At 67.4% G+C, this 15,768-nt stretch carries 12 protein-coding genes; 1 reads left to right on the top strand and 11 read right to left on the bottom strand.

What is annotated here, in order from left to right; translation table 11 throughout:
• Positions 1-126: 126 nt before the first annotated feature.
• Positions 127-1,098, bottom strand: coding sequence for a TIGR00341 family protein (locus RHCRD62_RS18630; RefSeq protein WP_050066202.1), 972 nt, complete (start codon positions 1,096-1,098; stop codon positions 127-129).
• A gap of 82 nt (positions 1,099-1,180) precedes the next feature.
• On the bottom strand, positions 1,181-1,327 hold the full coding sequence (locus RHCRD62_RS25930) for a hypothetical protein (RefSeq protein WP_157050976.1): 147 nt from the start codon (positions 1,325-1,327) through the stop codon (positions 1,181-1,183).
• A gap of 105 nt (positions 1,328-1,432) precedes the next feature.
• Here RHCRD62_RS25930 and RHCRD62_RS18635 point away from each other — a divergent pair, with 105 nt between their 5' ends.
• Entirely contained in the window at positions 1,433-2,098 is a 666-nt protein-coding gene (locus tag RHCRD62_RS18635; RefSeq protein WP_050066203.1) for a hypothetical protein, read from the top strand.
• Between the two features lie 19 nt (positions 2,099-2,117).
• Here the strand turns inward: RHCRD62_RS18635 and RHCRD62_RS18640 are convergent, their stop codons facing one another.
• The 9 genes from RHCRD62_RS18640 to RHCRD62_RS18680 all read right to left on the bottom strand — a co-directional run bounded on the left by RHCRD62_RS18640 (position 2,118) and on the right by RHCRD62_RS18680 (position 15,667).
• Positions 2,118-3,224 carry an alcohol dehydrogenase catalytic domain-containing protein gene (locus tag RHCRD62_RS18640; RefSeq protein ID WP_050066204.1) on the bottom strand — a complete coding sequence of 369 codons (1,107 nt, stop codon included), beginning with the start codon at positions 3,222-3,224 and terminating at the stop codon, positions 2,118-2,120.
• 15 nt (positions 3,225-3,239) lie between these two features.
• The gene (locus RHCRD62_RS18645) at positions 3,240-3,605 is read right to left on the bottom strand and encodes a VanZ family protein (RefSeq protein ID WP_050066205.1); all 366 of its coding nucleotides are present in this window, start codon (positions 3,603-3,605) and stop codon (positions 3,240-3,242) included.
• Complete coding sequence (locus tag RHCRD62_RS18650) at positions 3,605-5,005, bottom strand: M16 family metallopeptidase (RefSeq protein ID WP_172671095.1); 1,401 nt, start codon at positions 5,003-5,005, stop codon at positions 3,605-3,607. Before RHCRD62_RS18650 ends, RHCRD62_RS18645 begins: the two co-directional genes overlap by 1 nt.
• An 85-nt stretch (positions 5,006-5,090) precedes the next feature.
• Positions 5,091-5,822 carry a respiratory nitrate reductase subunit gamma gene (gene narI / locus RHCRD62_RS18655; RefSeq protein WP_050066206.1) on the bottom strand — a complete coding sequence of 244 codons (732 nt, stop codon included), beginning with the start codon at positions 5,820-5,822 and terminating at the stop codon, positions 5,091-5,093.
• 1 nt (position 5,823) lies between these two features.
• A complete protein-coding gene (narJ, locus tag RHCRD62_RS18660; protein ID WP_050066207.1) occupies positions 5,824-6,510 on the bottom strand; it encodes a nitrate reductase molybdenum cofactor assembly chaperone in 687 nt (228 codons plus the stop codon).
• Positions 6,507-8,165, bottom strand: coding sequence for a nitrate reductase subunit beta (gene narH, locus RHCRD62_RS18665; RefSeq protein ID WP_050066208.1), 1,659 nt, complete (start codon positions 8,163-8,165; stop codon positions 6,507-6,509). The genes narJ and narH overlap by 4 nt, the downstream gene beginning before the upstream one ends.
• Positions 8,166-8,264: 99 nt before the next feature.
• Positions 8,265-11,975, bottom strand: a complete 3,711-nt coding sequence (locus RHCRD62_RS18670) for a nitrate reductase subunit alpha (protein ID WP_050066209.1) — start codon at positions 11,973-11,975, stop codon at positions 8,265-8,267.
• 42 nt (positions 11,976-12,017) lie between these two features.
• Complete coding sequence (locus tag RHCRD62_RS18675) at positions 12,018-13,235, bottom strand: nitrate/nitrite transporter (RefSeq protein WP_050066210.1); 1,218 nt, start codon at positions 13,233-13,235, stop codon at positions 12,018-12,020.
• 170 nt (positions 13,236-13,405) lie between these two features.
• Positions 13,406-15,667: a polyribonucleotide nucleotidyltransferase gene (locus RHCRD62_RS18680; protein ID WP_050066211.1), complete on the bottom strand. Its 2,262-nt coding sequence runs from the start codon at positions 15,665-15,667 to the stop codon at positions 13,406-13,408.
• Between the last annotated feature and the right edge of the window lie 101 nt (positions 15,668-15,768).

Genomic DNA, 15,768 nt, shown 5'->3' on the forward strand with positions numbered 1-15,768 from the left:
GATCGGCGGCGCCGCCGGTCTGCAGTTCGTGCCGGTCGGCTGCAAGGCGGCCTCCGCACCGTACGCGCTTGCGCGGATGCAGACACCCGTCGGGACACCCACCGCTGTCGCGCGCGCCGAAAGCCGTCAACGCCCGGCGTCGTATCGTCCACCCACGGTGTGCACCACCTGAAGGGTCGGATCCCACGGCACGAGACTGTCCACTGCCGCTTGGAGCTCGTCGACGGGAGGCAGTTCCTCTGGCCCGAGCACCTGCACCGTCGCCGTGCGGCCCTGCCACGTGACTCCGGTGACCTGCGCATCGGGTACGTCGGCGAGCCACGCCTTCGCTGCGCCCGCCACCTGCCCGGCCCACACCGAGGACAGCGAGTTGAGCACCATCGGGACCATGACGGCGCAGGTCGCCAGCGCCAGCACGACATACGCACGCGCCCGTTCACGCCCGTGGACCTCGGCTGCTTCCCGGCCGTACCCGGCGGCGAACAGCACGATCATCGCGGTGATGACGAGCGCGATGACGTTCGAGGCGAACAGGACGAAGGCGCCCACGGCGAGCGCGGGCGCCCCCGAGCCGAGGCACACTCCGACGACGCCCAGTGGCGGAACGAGAGAGATCGCGATCGCGACGCCGGGTAGAACGTCCCCGACGTCGCGTCGTGTGACCGCGATGGCGCCGGCGAACCCGGTCGCGATGGCGGCGAGCAGGTCCATCAGCGTCGGCGATGTGCGCCCTGTCACCTGCGAGTTCGCCAGCACGTTGGTCGGGTTGGGGAGCAACTGCGCGACGACGGCCCCGACCACGACGACCAGGACGACACCCGCCGCGACGTACAGCATGCTCGTGGTCACGAGACGCGCTCTGCCCGTGGTTATTCCGAGCCCGATTCCGAGGATCGGCGTGGACAGCGGTGCCACGATCATGGCGCCGATCACGGTGGCCGTGGAGTCACCCGCGACACCGGCGACCGCGATGACCGCGGACAGCGCCAGCATCGCCCAGAACGCGGATCGCTTGGCCCGCCGATCCCCCGACTCGAGGTCGAGGCGGTCGTCGAGTTCGTCCAGCGTCCGCCGCTGGTTGTCGGGCACGAGCAGCATGGCGATCCTCCATCCGGCGGGCAGGCCCACCACCCGTGGACTGGTCCCCGTCCCAACCTCGCCGAGCCGTGCCTGCGTGTCGTCACCCGAGCAGGGTGAACGGTGAATCGACGAACACCGCTCGCATGATCCGCACGGCCGCCGCGAGCGCCGCACCCGCAACATTGCAGCAACCGGCCGCGGCGCTGTCGCAGATCGTCTCTGCTGCCCCTTCCGACCCGCTGGTCACTTGCATCTCGCGGCGCGGAGGCAACTGCCGGGTTCTTCCGCATTTCCAACCCGCGAGTGAACCGGCGTGGGCTACGGTCCGGCGACGGAACGAGAGGAACCTCACATGAAGACACTGCGCACAAGTATCACGAACAACCCGGTGAAGGTCTCTGCCGCGTTGGCAGTGGCTGCGGGAACGCTCCTGGCGCTCTCCGCCGTGCCCGCCGCAGGCGCACAAGAGGTGGACAACGGACAGCGCACCGGACCGGTGCAGTTCTGGGCGAAGGACCTCGGCGGCTGCAAGGCCGAGTTCAACATCGAGAACCGCACCAACGTCACCACCTACACGATCGACTGGCGCATCGACGACGAAGAGGGCCGCGACATCGGCGTCGGCTTCCCGGTGTGGCGGACCGGTACCCCGAACATGGCGTCCAAGTCGGAACTCCCGAGCTGGCCGGACGGCGGTGCGGGCGAGAACACCCCGGAGAACCGCACCATGGTCTCCGACCGCGACCCGGTGCTCGCCACGTACGTCCAGGACCTCAAGAACATCAACGCCAGCTGGAACCCGGCGCTGCCGAACCCGGACGCCGACACCCACAAGGTCGACTACCGGATCGTGCTGGGCCCTCCCGGGAACAACGGCCAGACCCCCGACGGCAACCCGGAGTGGCTCGGTGACCGTCAGTGGCACACCGTCACGGTCACCGGCTGCAACCCGCCGGCAACCGGCGGATCGCTCGAATCACTCGACCTCGGCTCACTCGCCTCGCTGTTCGGAGCCTGAGCCGGCCCACACCCGGGACTCAGTCGAACACGATGACCTGACGGATCGCATTGCCGTCGGCGAGTTCGTCCATCCCCCGGTTGATCTCGTCGAGGGTGATCCGTGACGAGATGAGCTTCTCCACCGGCAGCCTGCCCTCCCGCCACATCTGCGCGTATCGCGGAATGTCACGGGAGGGCAGGGCCGACCCGAGATAGCTTCCGACGATCGTGCGGGCCTCCGCGACCAGGCCCAGCGGTGAGATCTCCGATCGCGCCTGCGGATTCGGCAGGCCGACGGTCACGGTGGTGCCGCCGGGTGCCGTTGCAGCGACTGCCGTCTCGAATGCCCGCGCATTGCCTGCGGCCTCGACCACGAGGTCGGCGCGGACACCGCGTTCCACGAGCTCGGCCGGCGTGTACACCGCGGTCGCACCGAGTTCGGTTGCGGTGGCGAGCTTCTCCGGCATCGCGTCGACACCGATGACCGGGCCGTGCCCGAGGGAGACGGCTGTCAGCACCGCCGCCATCCCGACACCACCGAGCCCGACCACCATGATCGAATCGCCGGGCGCGGTGCGCGCGGCATTGAGCACGGCTCCCCCACCCGTGAGCACCGCACACCCGAGGACTGCCGCGATCTCGGCGGGCACATCGTTCTCCACCGCCACCACCGATCGCCGGTCCACGACGGCGTGCGTCGCGAATCCGGAGACACCGAGGTGGTGATGGACGTCGCCGCCGTCGCGGTGCAGGCGGCTGCCACCCGCGAGGAGAATGCCCTCGTTGTTCGCGACACTGCCCACGCTGCACGGCATCCGCCCGTTGGTGGCGCAGCCTGCGCAGTCACCGCAGCGTGGAAGAAAGGTCATCACCACCCGGTCTCCGAGGGCGATGTCGGTCACCCCGTCGCCGAGAGCCTCGACGCGTCCGGCGGCCTCGTGCCCCAACAGCATGGGCACGGGCCGCACCCGATTCCCGTCGACGACCGACAGGTCCGAGTGACACAGTCCCGCCGCCTCGATGCGAACGAGCAGCTCACCCTGACGAGGTCCGTCCAACTCCAGCTCGGAGATCGTGATGGGCCGGGACTGCGCGAAGGGTCGTGACCTGCCGATCTCCTCGAGCACCGCACCGCGTATCCGCATCACATACCTCCCAGATCAGTCGACGACCGCCGCCGACTTCTTCTTGCCTGCCTGCCATGCCACGACGAGGCCAAGTCCGAGCAGAACGCCCACCACGTCGGCGGCCCAGTCCCACATCGATCCACTTCGCTCGATCGGCAGTACCGCCTGCACGATCTCGGAGGCCGCCGCGTAGAGCAGTCCGCCGAGCAGCACCCACCGTGCCCGGAACCCCGCATATCGAGCCGCGACCGCCAGCGCCAGGAACATCAGAAGATGGGTGACCTTGTCGCTGTACGGCGGCCCGCTCGGCACCGTCGATCCCGGCGAGAACAGCATCACCAGCGTCACCGCGAGAACGACGAGGAAGGGGACCGTTCGCCGCGACCACTGCACCTGCATCAGACGATCCCCCGCACCACCGCGGGCAGGTCCCTGGTACGTCGGTACGGGCCGACCACGGACGCCGCGAACGGGCGGCTGAGCAGCATCGCCGCGACCTCGCTCACTTCCTCTGTGGTGACGGCGTCGATGCGCCGCAGCGTTTCGGAGATGGTCCGGTGACTGCCGTAGCTCAGTTCCTGGCGACCGATGCGGTGCATCCGCGAGCTCGAATCCTCCAGGCCCAGAACCATTCCGCCGCGGATCGAACCCTTCGCGCGCGCCACTTCGGCATCGGTGATGCCGTTGGATGCGACCTGCGCGAGAACCTCGCGCACCAGGGTGGTGACGTCGGCGAGATTCTCCGGCTGGCATCCGGCGTACACGGAGAACGCACCGGTGTCCGCGAACGTGTCGACGCTCGAGTACACCGAGTACGCCAGGCCGCGCTCCTCCCGGATCTCCTGGAACAGCCGCGACGACAGTCCGCCGCCGACGGCGGTGTTGAGCACCGACAGCGCCCACCGATGGCCCTCGTGTCGGCCCAGGCCACGCACACCGACACACAGGTGCGCCTGCTCGCTGTCCCGTTCGAGAACGGTCAGGGCGGGCGCCGTCCTGGCCCGCAGTCGACCCGCACGTCGCGGCGCAGGTTCGGCGCCACCCACCAGGTGGCCGTCGAATGCACGCCGGACGAGTTCGACGGTGTCGTCGTGGTCGACGTTGCCCGCGACCGCGACCACCATCCGCTCCGGCGTGTACCGGCGGACGTGGAAGGAATGCAGCTGTGTGCGGGTCATCGCCTCGATCGACTCGGTCGACCCGATCACCGGCCTACCAACGGGATGGTCACCGAACAGCGCGGTGAGGAACTCGTCGCCGAGCAGGTCCTCGGGGTCGTCGTCGCGCATCGCGATCTCCTCGAGCACCACCTGACGCTCGACGTCGACGTCGGAGCTGCGGCACTTGCCGCGCAGCACGACGTCGCTGACGATGTCGATCGCGAGCGGCAGATCCTCGTCGAGGACGTGCGCGTAGAAGCAGGTGTGCTCACGGGAGGTGAAGGCGTTGAGCTCGCCGCCGATGCCGTCGACGACCTGGGCGATATCGAGGGCGGTGCGCGTCGGGGTCGCCTTGAAAAGCAGGTGCTCGAGGAAGTGCGCGGCCCCGGCGACCGACGCCTGCTCGTCGCGGGAACCGACGCCCACCCACACACCGACGGACGCCGACCGCACACCCGGCATGTGCTCGGTGACCACGCGCAGGCCGCCCGGAAGGACGGTGCGGCGCACAGTGGACCGCGGGGCGCGGACCTTCTTCTTCGGCGCCACGGACTTCTGCGTACCGGACTTCTGCTTCGCGGAAATCTGCGTGGCGGGCTTTCGGGCGGTCGTCGTGCGGGTGCGTGCGGTGTCGGCCATGAAGTGGTTCAGCGGTCCTCGGTGTCAGCTCTGACGGTGTCGGCTCTGAGGTTGTCAGTCGAAGACCAAACAGTACAGGTCCGGGTCACCACCCGCGGCGGTGCGGTTGGGAGCCGACGAGTTCACCCTTCCCCGCCGTGTCCCGGCTCCGGTACACGATGTAGGGACGGAACAGGTAGGCGAAGGGCGCGCTGAACGCATGCACCAGCCGCGTGAACGGCCATATCGCGAACAGCACCAGCGCAACGGTGACGTGAATGTGGAACGACAACGGTGCCTCCGCCATCAGCTCACCCTTGGGCTGGAAGTACCAGATGGACCGGAACCACGGCGACACCGTCTCGCGGTAGTTGTGGGCTTCGTTGCCCTCGAAGGCACCGATCATGGTGGTTCCCAGTCCGGCGACGATGGCCGCCACGAGCACCACGTACATGACCTTGTCGTTGAGAGTCGTCGCGGTGAAGACGGGGCCCGTCGTGCGTCGCCGGTAGATGAGCAGTGCGACACCGATCAGTGTCGCGACGCCCGCGATGACGCCGGGGATCGCGGCACCCCAGTGGTACATGTGTTCGCTGACACCGATGGCCTCGGTCCACGACTCCGGGATCACCAGACCGATGATGTGGCCGATGATCACGACGAGGATGCCGAAGTGGAACAGGGGGCTCGCAATCCGCAGCAACCTGTTCTCGTACAGCTGCGACGACCGGGTCGTCCACCCGAACTTGTCGTAGCGGTAGCGCCACCACGTCCCGATGATCAGGATCGCGAGGGTCACGTAGGGGATGACGTCCCAGTAGATTTCGCCGGCCGACATGTCACTGCGCTCCTTCTGGTCGTGCGCTCTGATCCCGGCGCGGTGGCACGGTCAGCGTGAACGGTTGCAGACCAACGGCTTCGGCAGGAGGTCCCGACAACGCGAGTGCACGAGCCCGCTGGCGCTCGAGTTCACTCGCGGGCGGCAAGGTGCCGGCCACCGCACCGATCACCCCTGCGTACGGCGACCCGCCGTCGCTCAACTGCTCGTGCAACATGTCGATCGCCATCCGGTTCGTGGCCAGCAGGCGAGCCCCGCTGTCGGGGTCCACGGTCGCGGCGAATTCGAGGACCACCGCGAGGTGGTCCGCGGACTCGTCGTCCGGCGGCTGCGCACCGGCAGCGCGGTACGCGTCGGCGAACACGAGGATGGCGCTGCCGCGATTACGGGTGTCACCGTCGGTCCAGTACGTCAGCAGCAGCGTGGTCTTGCGTCTCATGTCGAACGTCTCGACATAGGTGGTCGCCGCCTCGAGATCCGACCGTTCCCGCAACCGCCGCACCGCCGCCACCAGGGGCGCAGCGCTCTCGTCGGGCAGCAGTGCGATCAACTCGTCGACCGTGGCCAGCCGGGCGTGGTGCCCGTCGTCCGGGTAGGCGAGCAGCAGTGACGCCGCCTGCCAGACGATCCGGTGCTCGCGCAGGTTCCTGGCGGAGTCGCCGCGAGCCAGACGGCGAAGCAGCTTCATCGTCCACCGCCCGGGAACATGCCGTCAGGTGCACCCTTGCCATCCCAGTTCAGCAGGTTCACACGCGACGGGCGGCTCTCGTTCGCACCCATCGCCTCGCTGGTCTGCCGCTGCCGCAGCGCGTGGAACGTCTCGACCGCCACCGGGACGGGCGTGCCGCTCACCTCGCCGAACGGTCCGGACCCCTGGTCGTACAGTCCGGGACCGCCCTCGAAGTCGAGGGCACATTCGGTGACCGTCTCCTCCAATCCGTGGGCGTCCGCCGCGTACGCCGACGGAATCACATACCGCTCCTCGTACTTCGCGATCGCAAGGAGACGGTACATCTCGTACATCTGCTCCTCGGTCATGCCGACCGCCGCGGGAATGTGCTCCTGCGGCGCACGTCCGAGGTTGATGTCACGCATGTAGGACCGCATTGCGGCGAGCTTGCGCAGCACCCCTCCGACGACCTCGGTGTCCCCCGCCGTGAACAGCTCGGCCAGGTACTCGACCGGGATGCGCAACGACTCGAGAGCTCCGAAGAGGTTCCCGACATCCTCACCGTCGTGACCGTCACGGCTGACCGCGTCGACCACCGGCGACAGCGGCGGGACGTACCAGACCATCGGCATCGTTCGGTACTCCGGATGCAGCGGCAACGCCACCCGGAACTCCTTGATCAGCGCGTGGATCGGCGACTTCTGCGCCGCCTCGATCCAGGTGTCCGAGATACCCGAGGCGTGCGCGGCCGCGATGACATGCGGGTCGTTCGGATCGAGCAGGGTCCCCAACTGCGCCTCGTACAGATCCTGATCGTTCTCCACCGACGCCGCCTCGAGCACCCTGTCGGCGTCGTAGAGGATCAGCCCGATGTAGCGCAGACGGCCGACACACGTCTCGGCGCAGACGGTCGGCAACCCGACCTCGACACGCGGATAGCAGAACGTGCACTTCTCGGCCTTGCCGGTCTTGTGATTGAAGTACACCTTCTTGTACGGGCAACCCGACACGCACATCCGCCACCCACGGCACTTGTCCTGGTCGACCAGGACGATGCCGTCCTCGACACGCTTGTACATGGCGCCGGACGGGCACGAGGCGACGCAGGCCGGGTTCATGCAGTGCTCGCAGATACGGGGCAGATAGAACATGAACGTCTGCTCGAGCTCGAGTTTGACCTGCTCGCTGACCTTCTTGAGCACCGGGTCGTCCTGCAGGATCTCCGGCGACCCGCCCAGATTGTCGTCCCAGTTCGCCGACCACTCGACCTTCATTCTCTCGCCCGTGATCAGGCTTCGAGGCGGCGCCACGGGAATGTCGTCACCGAGCGGGGCGTTCGTCAGATTCTCGTAGTCGTACGTCCACGGTTCGTAATAGTCCTGAATCGCAGGCATCTTCGGGTTCGAGAAGATCCGCGAGAGCTTCTTGAGCCGTCCGCCGTCCTTGAGACGCAGCCGTCCCTTCGAGTCGCGCACCCAGCCGCCGCGCCAGCGATCCTGATCCTCGTACGTCCTCGGGTATCCCTGTCCCGGACGGGTTTCGACGTTGTTGAACCACACGTACTCGGTGCCCGACCTGTTCGTCCACGCCTGCTTGCACGTCACCGAACAGGTGTGACACCCGATGCACTTGTCGAGGTTCATCACCATCGCCATCTGCGCCATGACCTTCATGATTCCCTCGCTTCGCAGGCTCCAGCCGTCACATCTCTCGCTCCGCAGGCTCCGGCCGTCACATCTCTCGCTCCGCAGGCTCCGCTCGTGCCGCCCATGTCAGTACGTCACTTCCTGGCTGCGGCGGCGAACCACCGTGACCTCGTCGCGCTGATTTCCGGTGGGGCCGAGGTAGTTCCACGCCCACGACGTCTGGGCGTAGCCGCCCGCGAGGTGGGTCGGTTTGATCAGCAGCCGCGTCAACGAGTTGTGGATTCCGCCGCGCATGCCGGTCGTCTCGGACTTCGGAACGTCGATGGTGCGTTCCTGCGCGTGGTAGACGTACACGACGCCCTCGGGCATGCGATGCGAGACGATCGCCCGGCACACCACGACACCGTTGCGGTTCACCGCCTCGATCCAGTCGTTGTCCTTCACCGAGATCTTCGCCGCGTCCGCCGGGCTCATCCACATGGTCGGGCCGCCACGAGACAGCGACAGCATGAACAGGTTGTCCTGGTACTCGGAGTGGATCGACCACTTGCTGTGCGGGGTCAGGTACCGCACCGTCAGTCCGATCCCGTCACGCATCTCGCCGACGTGCGGTTCCTCGAACAGCCGCACCATGTCCAACGGTGGTCGGTAGACCGGCAACTGCTCCCCCAGTTCCTCCATCCAGTCGTGGTCGAGGAAGAAGTGCATGCGGCCGGTGAGCGTGTGAAACGGCTTGAGTTCCTCGATGTTCACCGTGAAAGGCGCGTACCGCCTGCCCCCGGTCTCACTGCCCGACCATTCCGGGCTGGTGATCACCGGAACCGGCCTGGCCTGGGTGTCCGCAAAGGTGATGCGGCGCTCCTCACTGCCCTCGGCCAGGTGCACGAGGCGGCGTCCGGTGCGCTGCTCGAGCTGGCGGAATCCCTCGACCGCGAGCCTGCCGTTGGACGTGCCCGAGAGGCGCAGCACCGCCTCGCACATCTTCTCGGCGGTGTCGAGCGCCGGACGGCCCGCAGCCACACCGGAACTCATCACACCGTGCTTCTCTGCGAGCTCGACGACTTCCTCGTCGGGATGGAAGGTGACGCCCTTCGTCACCAGTCCCGCCTTCTCGACCAGCGGACCGAGCGCCGACCACTTTTCCGCGATCGCCGTGTAGTCCCGCTCCACCACGACGAGCGGACCCATCGTCCTACCCGGTACGGGCACCTCGCCGGTGGTGCGCCAATCCGATTCCGTACCACTCGGATACGCCATCGCGCCGGGTGTGTCGTGCTGCAGCGTGCCCAGTACGACGTCGGTTCGGGTGCCCAGATGCGTCTTCGCCAACTCCGAGAAGGAGCGCGCGATCGCCCCGAACGCGTCGAAGTCCGACCTCGTCTCCCACGGCGGGTCGATCGCCGCCGTGAACGCATGGATGTACGGGTGCATGTCGGTGCTCGAGAGGTCCTGCTTCTCGTACCACGTCGCCGCCGGGAGCACGACGTCGGAGAGCAGCGTCGTCGACGTCATCCGGAAGTCGATCGACATGACGAGATCGAGTTTTCCTTCCGGAATCGCCTCGGGCCACTCGACGTCGTTGGGCCGCAATTCCTCCCGCGTCGGCTCTGCCTGCAGATTGGACGAGGTCCCCAACAGGTGTTTGAGGAAGTACTCGTTGCCCTTGCTCGACGACCCGAGCAGGTTCGCGCGCCACACACTGAGAACGCGCGGCCAGTTCCGTGGATTGTCGGGATCGGTGACGGCGAGCGACAATTCACCGGACGCCAACTGCTGCGCCACGTGCGTCGGAACGTCGACGCCAGCGGCGATGGCCTCCTCGGCGACGTCGAGGCTCGACCGATCGAACTGCGGGTAGAAGGGCGTCCAGCCCATCGCGACCGCCGAGGCCATCACGTCCATCGTGTGCCTGCCCGCGAATCGTCCCCGGCCGGTGGGACTTGCGAGGGCGTCGGCCCGATATCCGTCGTAGCACCACTGATCGGTGTGCGCGTACCAGTACGAGGTACCGGCCATCTGCCGCGGCGGACGACTCCAGTCGCTCCCCATCGCGACCGTCGCCCATCCGGTGACCGGGCGACACTTCTCCTGGCCGACGTAGTGGGCCCAGCCACCGCCGTTACGACCCATCGAGCCGGTCAGGAGCAGCAGGCCCAGGATCGCCCGGTAGGTCGCGTCGCCGTGGAACCACTGGCAGATGCCCGCGCCCATCACGATCATCGTCCGGCCGCCCGATTCGATCGCGTTCGTGGCGAACTCGCGGGCGACGCGGATCACCTGAGCCGCCGACACGCCCGTGATCGGCTCCTGCCAAGCAGGGGTGTACAGCGCGGACTGGTCGTCGTACCCCGTCGGCCACTCGCCGGGCAGTCCGGGCCTCGTCACCCCGTACTGGGCGAGCATCAGGTCGAACACGGTGCACACCCGGTGGCCCGCGACGGTCCGGACAGGAACGCCACGGTCGATCGTCTCACCGCGGCCGTCGACGGTGTCGAAGCGCGGAAACGTCACCGCGACGACGTCGCCGGGCACCCCGCCACCCAACCCGCCGTCCGAGGTCGCCACCGTCAGGGCAGGCACCAGATCACCGAGGTCGAGGTTCCACTTCCCGACGCCCTCCTCGCCGAATCGGAAGCCGAGCGATCCGTGGGGAACGGCAGGGCGATCGGTCGCGCCGTCGATCAGCACCGGCTTGAACGCCGCGTTCTCCACGTCCTCACCCAGGTCCGCCGCGGTGAGGTTCTTCCCGGGGACGAGCCGACCGTCACGCTCCTCCAGTTTGACCAGGAACGGCAGGTCCGTATAGCGCTGCACGTAGTCGACGAAGAACGGCTCCCGGCGTTTGACGAAGAATTCGGAGAGGATCACCTGACCCATCGCCATCGCCATCGCACCGTCGGTGCCCGCGGCGCACGGCATCCACTCGTCGGCGAACTTCGTGTTGTCGGCGTAGTCGGGACTGACGGTGACGACCTTCGTCCCGCGGTAACGAACTTCCGCCATCCAGTGCGCGTCGGGTGTCCGGGTGACCGGAACGTTCGAGCCCCACATCATCAGGTAACTCGCATCCCACCAGTCTCCGGACTCGGGGACATCGGTCTGGTCGCCGAACACCTGCGGGGACGCCACCGGAAGGTCCGCGTACCAGTCGTAGAAGGACGTCATCACGCCCCCGACGAGTTCGACGAACCGGGACCCGGCCGCGAACGAGATCATCGACATCGCCGGAATCGGCGAGAACCCGGCGATCCGGTCAGGGCCGTACTCCTTGATCGTGTGCACGTGCGCGGCCGCGATCATCTCGGTGGCCTCGTCCCACGTGACGCGGACCAGCCCGCCCTTTCCCCGGGCCTGCTGATAGCGCCGTCGTCGCTCCGGGTCGTTCTGGATGTCCGCCCACGCCAGCACCGGGTCGCCCAGCCGTCCCCTCGCCTCGCGATACATCTCGACGAGGACGCCGCGGGCATACGGGTAGCGCACCCGCGTCGGCGAGTACGTGTACCAGGAGAAGGCCGCGCCGCGCGGACATCCGCGCGGCTCGTACTCGGGACGGTCCGGACCCACCGACGGATAGTCGGTCTCCTGGGTCTCCCAGGTGATGATCCCGTCCTTGACATAGATCTTCCAGGAACACGACCCGGTGCAGTTCACACCGTGCGTCGACCGCACCACCTTGTCGTGGCTCCACCGATCGCGGTAGAAGATGTCGCCTTCCCGACCACCGTTGCGAGTGACTGTGCGGCGGTCGGGTGAGAACTGCCCGGGGGTGAAGAACCGCCCACTTCGCAGCAGCACGTCCTCGACTGCGCCTCCGGTGATCGAACCACTCGACGTCACGTGCCCTCCTCCGCGCCGGGCGGCGCTTGAAAGATCTTCCGGTCAGGTCTGTGTCGGTGCCGCTTCCGCTTTCTCGGGCTCGCGGGCATGCAGCTTCAACGCGGTGTAGAGGAAGGCGACGACGGCGACCGCGGCCAGCAGCAGCAGACCGGCGGTGTAGTTGTTGTCCACCTCGTCGTATGTCGCGCCCATCACCAGCGGTGGGAAGTACCCGCCCAAACCACCTGCCGCAGCGACGATTCCGGTGACGCTACCGACGCTCTGCGCAGGCGAACGTCGTGCCACCCAGGCGAACACGCCGCCAGTACCGATACCGAGGAAGATCGCCAGCGAGATGAACGTGACCGCGGACCAGAAGTCGGCCGGTGGCTGGAATGTCGCGACGACTGCGAGAACCGCAGTGCCCGCGAGCGAGGCGAGCACAACCCATTTCGGAGCGATCCGGTCCGAAAGCGTGCCACCGATCGGTCGAGCGATGACGGCGGCGAGCGCGAACGCCGCGGTGCGGGTGCCTGCGTCGACAGCAGAGAAGTCGTAGATGTTCTTGATGTACGTCGGCAGGTAGTTGCTGAAGGCGACGAACCCACCGAACACGATGGCGTACAGGAACGACATCTCCCATGTCACACCGAGTTTCGACGCCGCAACGAGCTTGGGAATCACCGGTTCGGTGTTGGGGACGAAGGCCGGCGAGTCCTTCATCAGCATCACGCACAGGGCCGCGGTCGCGGCCAGCGCGATCGCGATGATGACGTGTGTCGTGATGAGCCCGAACCAGCCGACGAACCGCGGAGTGAAGAACGCCGACAGGGCGGTACCGACCATGCCCGCACCGAACACTCCGGTGGCGAATCCGTGCCTGCTGGCCTCGTACCAGGACTTCGCGAACGGGATGCCGATCGCGAACACCGTGCCCGCGACACCGAGGACGAAGCCGGAGGCCAGCAGGCCGACATACGAGTCGGCGCTCGCGGAGAACCCGACGGCGAGCACCGGGATGACCGACGCCAGGGCTACGAAGATGAAGAGGGCTCGACCGCCGTAGCGGTCGGTGAGCGGGCCGGTCACGATTCGGCCCAGCGACCCGACCAGAATCGGTGTTGCCACGAGTATCGACGCCTGCGAACTGGTCAACTCGAGACGCGCGGCGTAGGTCGTGGACATGGGGCCGATCATGTTCCAGGCCCAGAAACAGATGGTCGACGTCCAGGTCGCCAGAGCAAGATTCCGGAGCTGGGCAGACTTGTCGAAAACAGGCACTCCTGCGTTCACTCGTCCAGCAAAGCACCCGGCCGAAGGTGACACAGTCCGAAGACACGGTGCCGTAGGCAACGTTCCGGTCACGACGGAACAGAAAGGTGCCCCCGACCACACGGGTCGGGGGCACCTTCGTGAACTGCTACGCCGATGACGTCACCGGCGCGTCACACCTACGCGTCCGCGTCGGTCGCCTTCGCCTCGGCGGCGGGCGCCGCAGCACCCTCCTCCTCGACGGGGACCAGCGAGATCTTGCCGCGGTTGTCGATGTCGGCGATCTCCACCCGGAGCTTGCTGCCGACGCTCACGACGTCCTCGACCTTGTTGATCCGCTTGCCGTTGCCCAGCTTGGAGATGTGCACCAGTCCGTCGCGGCCCGGGAGCAGCGAGACGAACGCGCCGAAGGCGGTGGTCTTGACGACCGTGCCGAGGAAGCGCTCGCCCACCTTGGGCAGCTGCGGGTTGGCGATGGCGTTGATCAGATCGATCGCGGCCTGCGCAGACGGACCATCGGTGGCGCCGACGAACACGGTGCCGTCGTCCTCGATGGAGATGCTCGCACCGGTCTGCTCGGTGATCGAGTTGATCATCTTGCCCTTGGGGCCGATGACCTCGCCGATCTTGTCCACCGGCACCTTGATGGTCGTGATGCGCGGCGCGAACGGGCTCATCTCGTCCGGGGTGTCGATGGCTTCGGCCATGACCTCGAGGATGGTGGTCCGGGCGTCATGGGCCTGCGACAGCGCACCGGCCAGAACCTGCGACGGGATGCCGTCGAGCTTCGTGTCCAGCTGCAGCGCCGTGACGAAGTTCTTGGTACCGGCGACCTTGAAGTCCATGTCGCCGAAGGCATCCTCGGCGCCGAGGATGTCGGTCAGCGCCACGTAGCGGGTCTCGCCGTCGACCTCGTCGGAGACCAGGCCCATCGCGATGCCCGCGACGGGAGCCTTGAGGGGCACACCGGCGTTGAGCAGCGACAGGGTCGACGCGCACACGGAGCCCATCGAGGTCGAGCCGTTGGAGCCCAGCGCCTCGGAGACCTGGCGGATCGCGTACGGGAACTCCTCGACGCTCGGCAGGACCGGCATGAGGGCGCGCTCGGCGAGCGCGCCGTGGCCGATCTCGCGACGCTTCGGCGAACCGACGCGGCCCGTCTCACCGGTCGAGTACGGCGGGAAGTTGTAGTGGTGCATGTAGCGCTTGCTGGTCTCGGGACCGAGCGAGTCGACCTGCTGCGCCATCTTCACCATGTCGAGCGTGGTGACACCCATGATCTGGGTCTCGCCGCGCTCGAACAACGCGGAGCCGTGGGCACGCGGGATCACGGCGACCTCGGCCGAGAGCGACCGAATGTCGGTGATGCCACGGCCGTCGATCCGGAAGTGGTCCTTGAGGATCCGCTGACGGACGAGCTTCTTGGTCAGCGAGCGGAACGCCGCGCCGATCTCCTTCTCGCGACCCTCGAACTGCGGTGCGACCAGGTCGAGGACGTCGACCTTGACCTCGTCGGTCTTGTCGTCGCGCTCCTGCTTGCCCGCGATGGTCAGTGCCGCCGACAGCTTCTCGGTGGCAGCGGCCTCGACGGCGGCGTACACGTCGGCCTGGTAGGCCGGGAACACGGGGTACTCGCCGGTTGGCTTCGACGACGCGGCGGCGAGCGCCTGCTGCGCCTCGCAGAGGCGGGCGATGAACGGCTTGGCGGCCTCGAGGCCCTGGGCGACGATCGCCTCGGTCGGCGCCTGCGCGCCGCCGTCGATGAGCGCGATGACGTTGTCGGTGGCCTCGGCCTCGACCATCATGATCGCGACGTCACCGGACTCGACGACGCGGCCCGCGACGACCATGTCGAAGACGGCGTTCTCGAGCTGCTCGACGGTCGGGAACGCGACCCACTGGCCGGCCTTGTTCTCGTCCGAGGTGATCAGCGCAACGCGCACGCCACCGACCGGGCCGGAGAACGGCAGGCCCGCGATCTGGGTGGACGCGGACGCGGCGTTGATCGCCACGACGTCGTACAGGTCCTTCGGGTCGAGGCTCAGGACCGTCACGACGACCTGGATCTCGTTGCGCAGGCCGTCGACGAACGACGGGCGCAGCGGCCGGTCGATCAGGCGGCAGGTCAGGATCGCGTCGGTGGAGGGACGGCCCTCGCGACGGAAGAACGAGCCGGGGATGCGACCCGCGGCGTACATGCGCTCCTCGACGTCCACCGTCAGGGGGAAGAAGTCGAAGTGCTCCTTGGGGTGCTTGCTGGCGGTGGTGGCCGACAGCAGCATGGTCTCGTCGTCGAGGTACGCGACGACGGCGCCGGCAGCCTGCTGGGCGAGGCGGCCGGTCTCGAAACGAATGGTGCGGGTTCCGTAGGACCCGTTGTCGATCACGGCGGTCGACTCGAAGACGCCCTCGTCGACCTCTACTGCGGTATTTGCGGTCATGTCTTTCTCTTCTCTCCCTCTCGTCTTCGCCGTATCCGCATGGCCGTGGCCGCCCTCCTGGCGGTCACGGCGCACCTGCCGGGTGCATTCCCTCTTTCGCG

It is taken from the genome of Rhodococcus sp. RD6.2, assembly GCF_001040705.1.
Classification (GTDB): domain Bacteria; phylum Actinomycetota; class Actinomycetes; order Mycobacteriales; family Mycobacteriaceae; genus Rhodococcus_G.

Coding starts and splice junctions, on each gene's coding strand:
- RHCRD62_RS18630 (WP_050066202.1), bottom strand. CDS start 1,098: ATGCTGCTCGTGCCCGACAACCAGCGGCGGACGCTGGACGAACTCGAC.
- RHCRD62_RS18635 (WP_050066203.1), top strand. CDS start 1,433: ATGAAGACACTGCGCACAAGTATCACGAACAACCCGGTGAAGGTCTCT.
- narH (WP_050066208.1), bottom strand. CDS start 8,165: ATGAAGGTCATGGCGCAGATGGCGATGGTGATGAACCTCGACAAGTGC.
- RHCRD62_RS18650 (WP_172671095.1), bottom strand. CDS start 5,005: ATGGCCGACACCGCACGCACCCGCACGACGACCGCCCGAAAGCCCGCC.
- RHCRD62_RS18640 (WP_050066204.1), bottom strand. CDS start 3,224: ATGCGGATACGCGGTGCGGTGCTCGAGGAGATCGGCAGGTCACGACCC.
- RHCRD62_RS18645 (WP_050066205.1), bottom strand. CDS start 3,605: ATGCAGGTGCAGTGGTCGCGGCGAACGGTCCCCTTCCTCGTCGTTCTC.
- narJ (WP_050066207.1), bottom strand. CDS start 6,510: ATGAAGCTGCTTCGCCGTCTGGCTCGCGGCGACTCCGCCAGGAACCTG.
- narI (WP_050066206.1), bottom strand. CDS start 5,822: ATGTCGGCCGGCGAAATCTACTGGGACGTCATCCCCTACGTGACCCTC.
- RHCRD62_RS18680 (WP_050066211.1), bottom strand. CDS start 15,667: ATGACCGCAAATACCGCAGTAGAGGTCGACGAGGGCGTCTTCGAGTCG.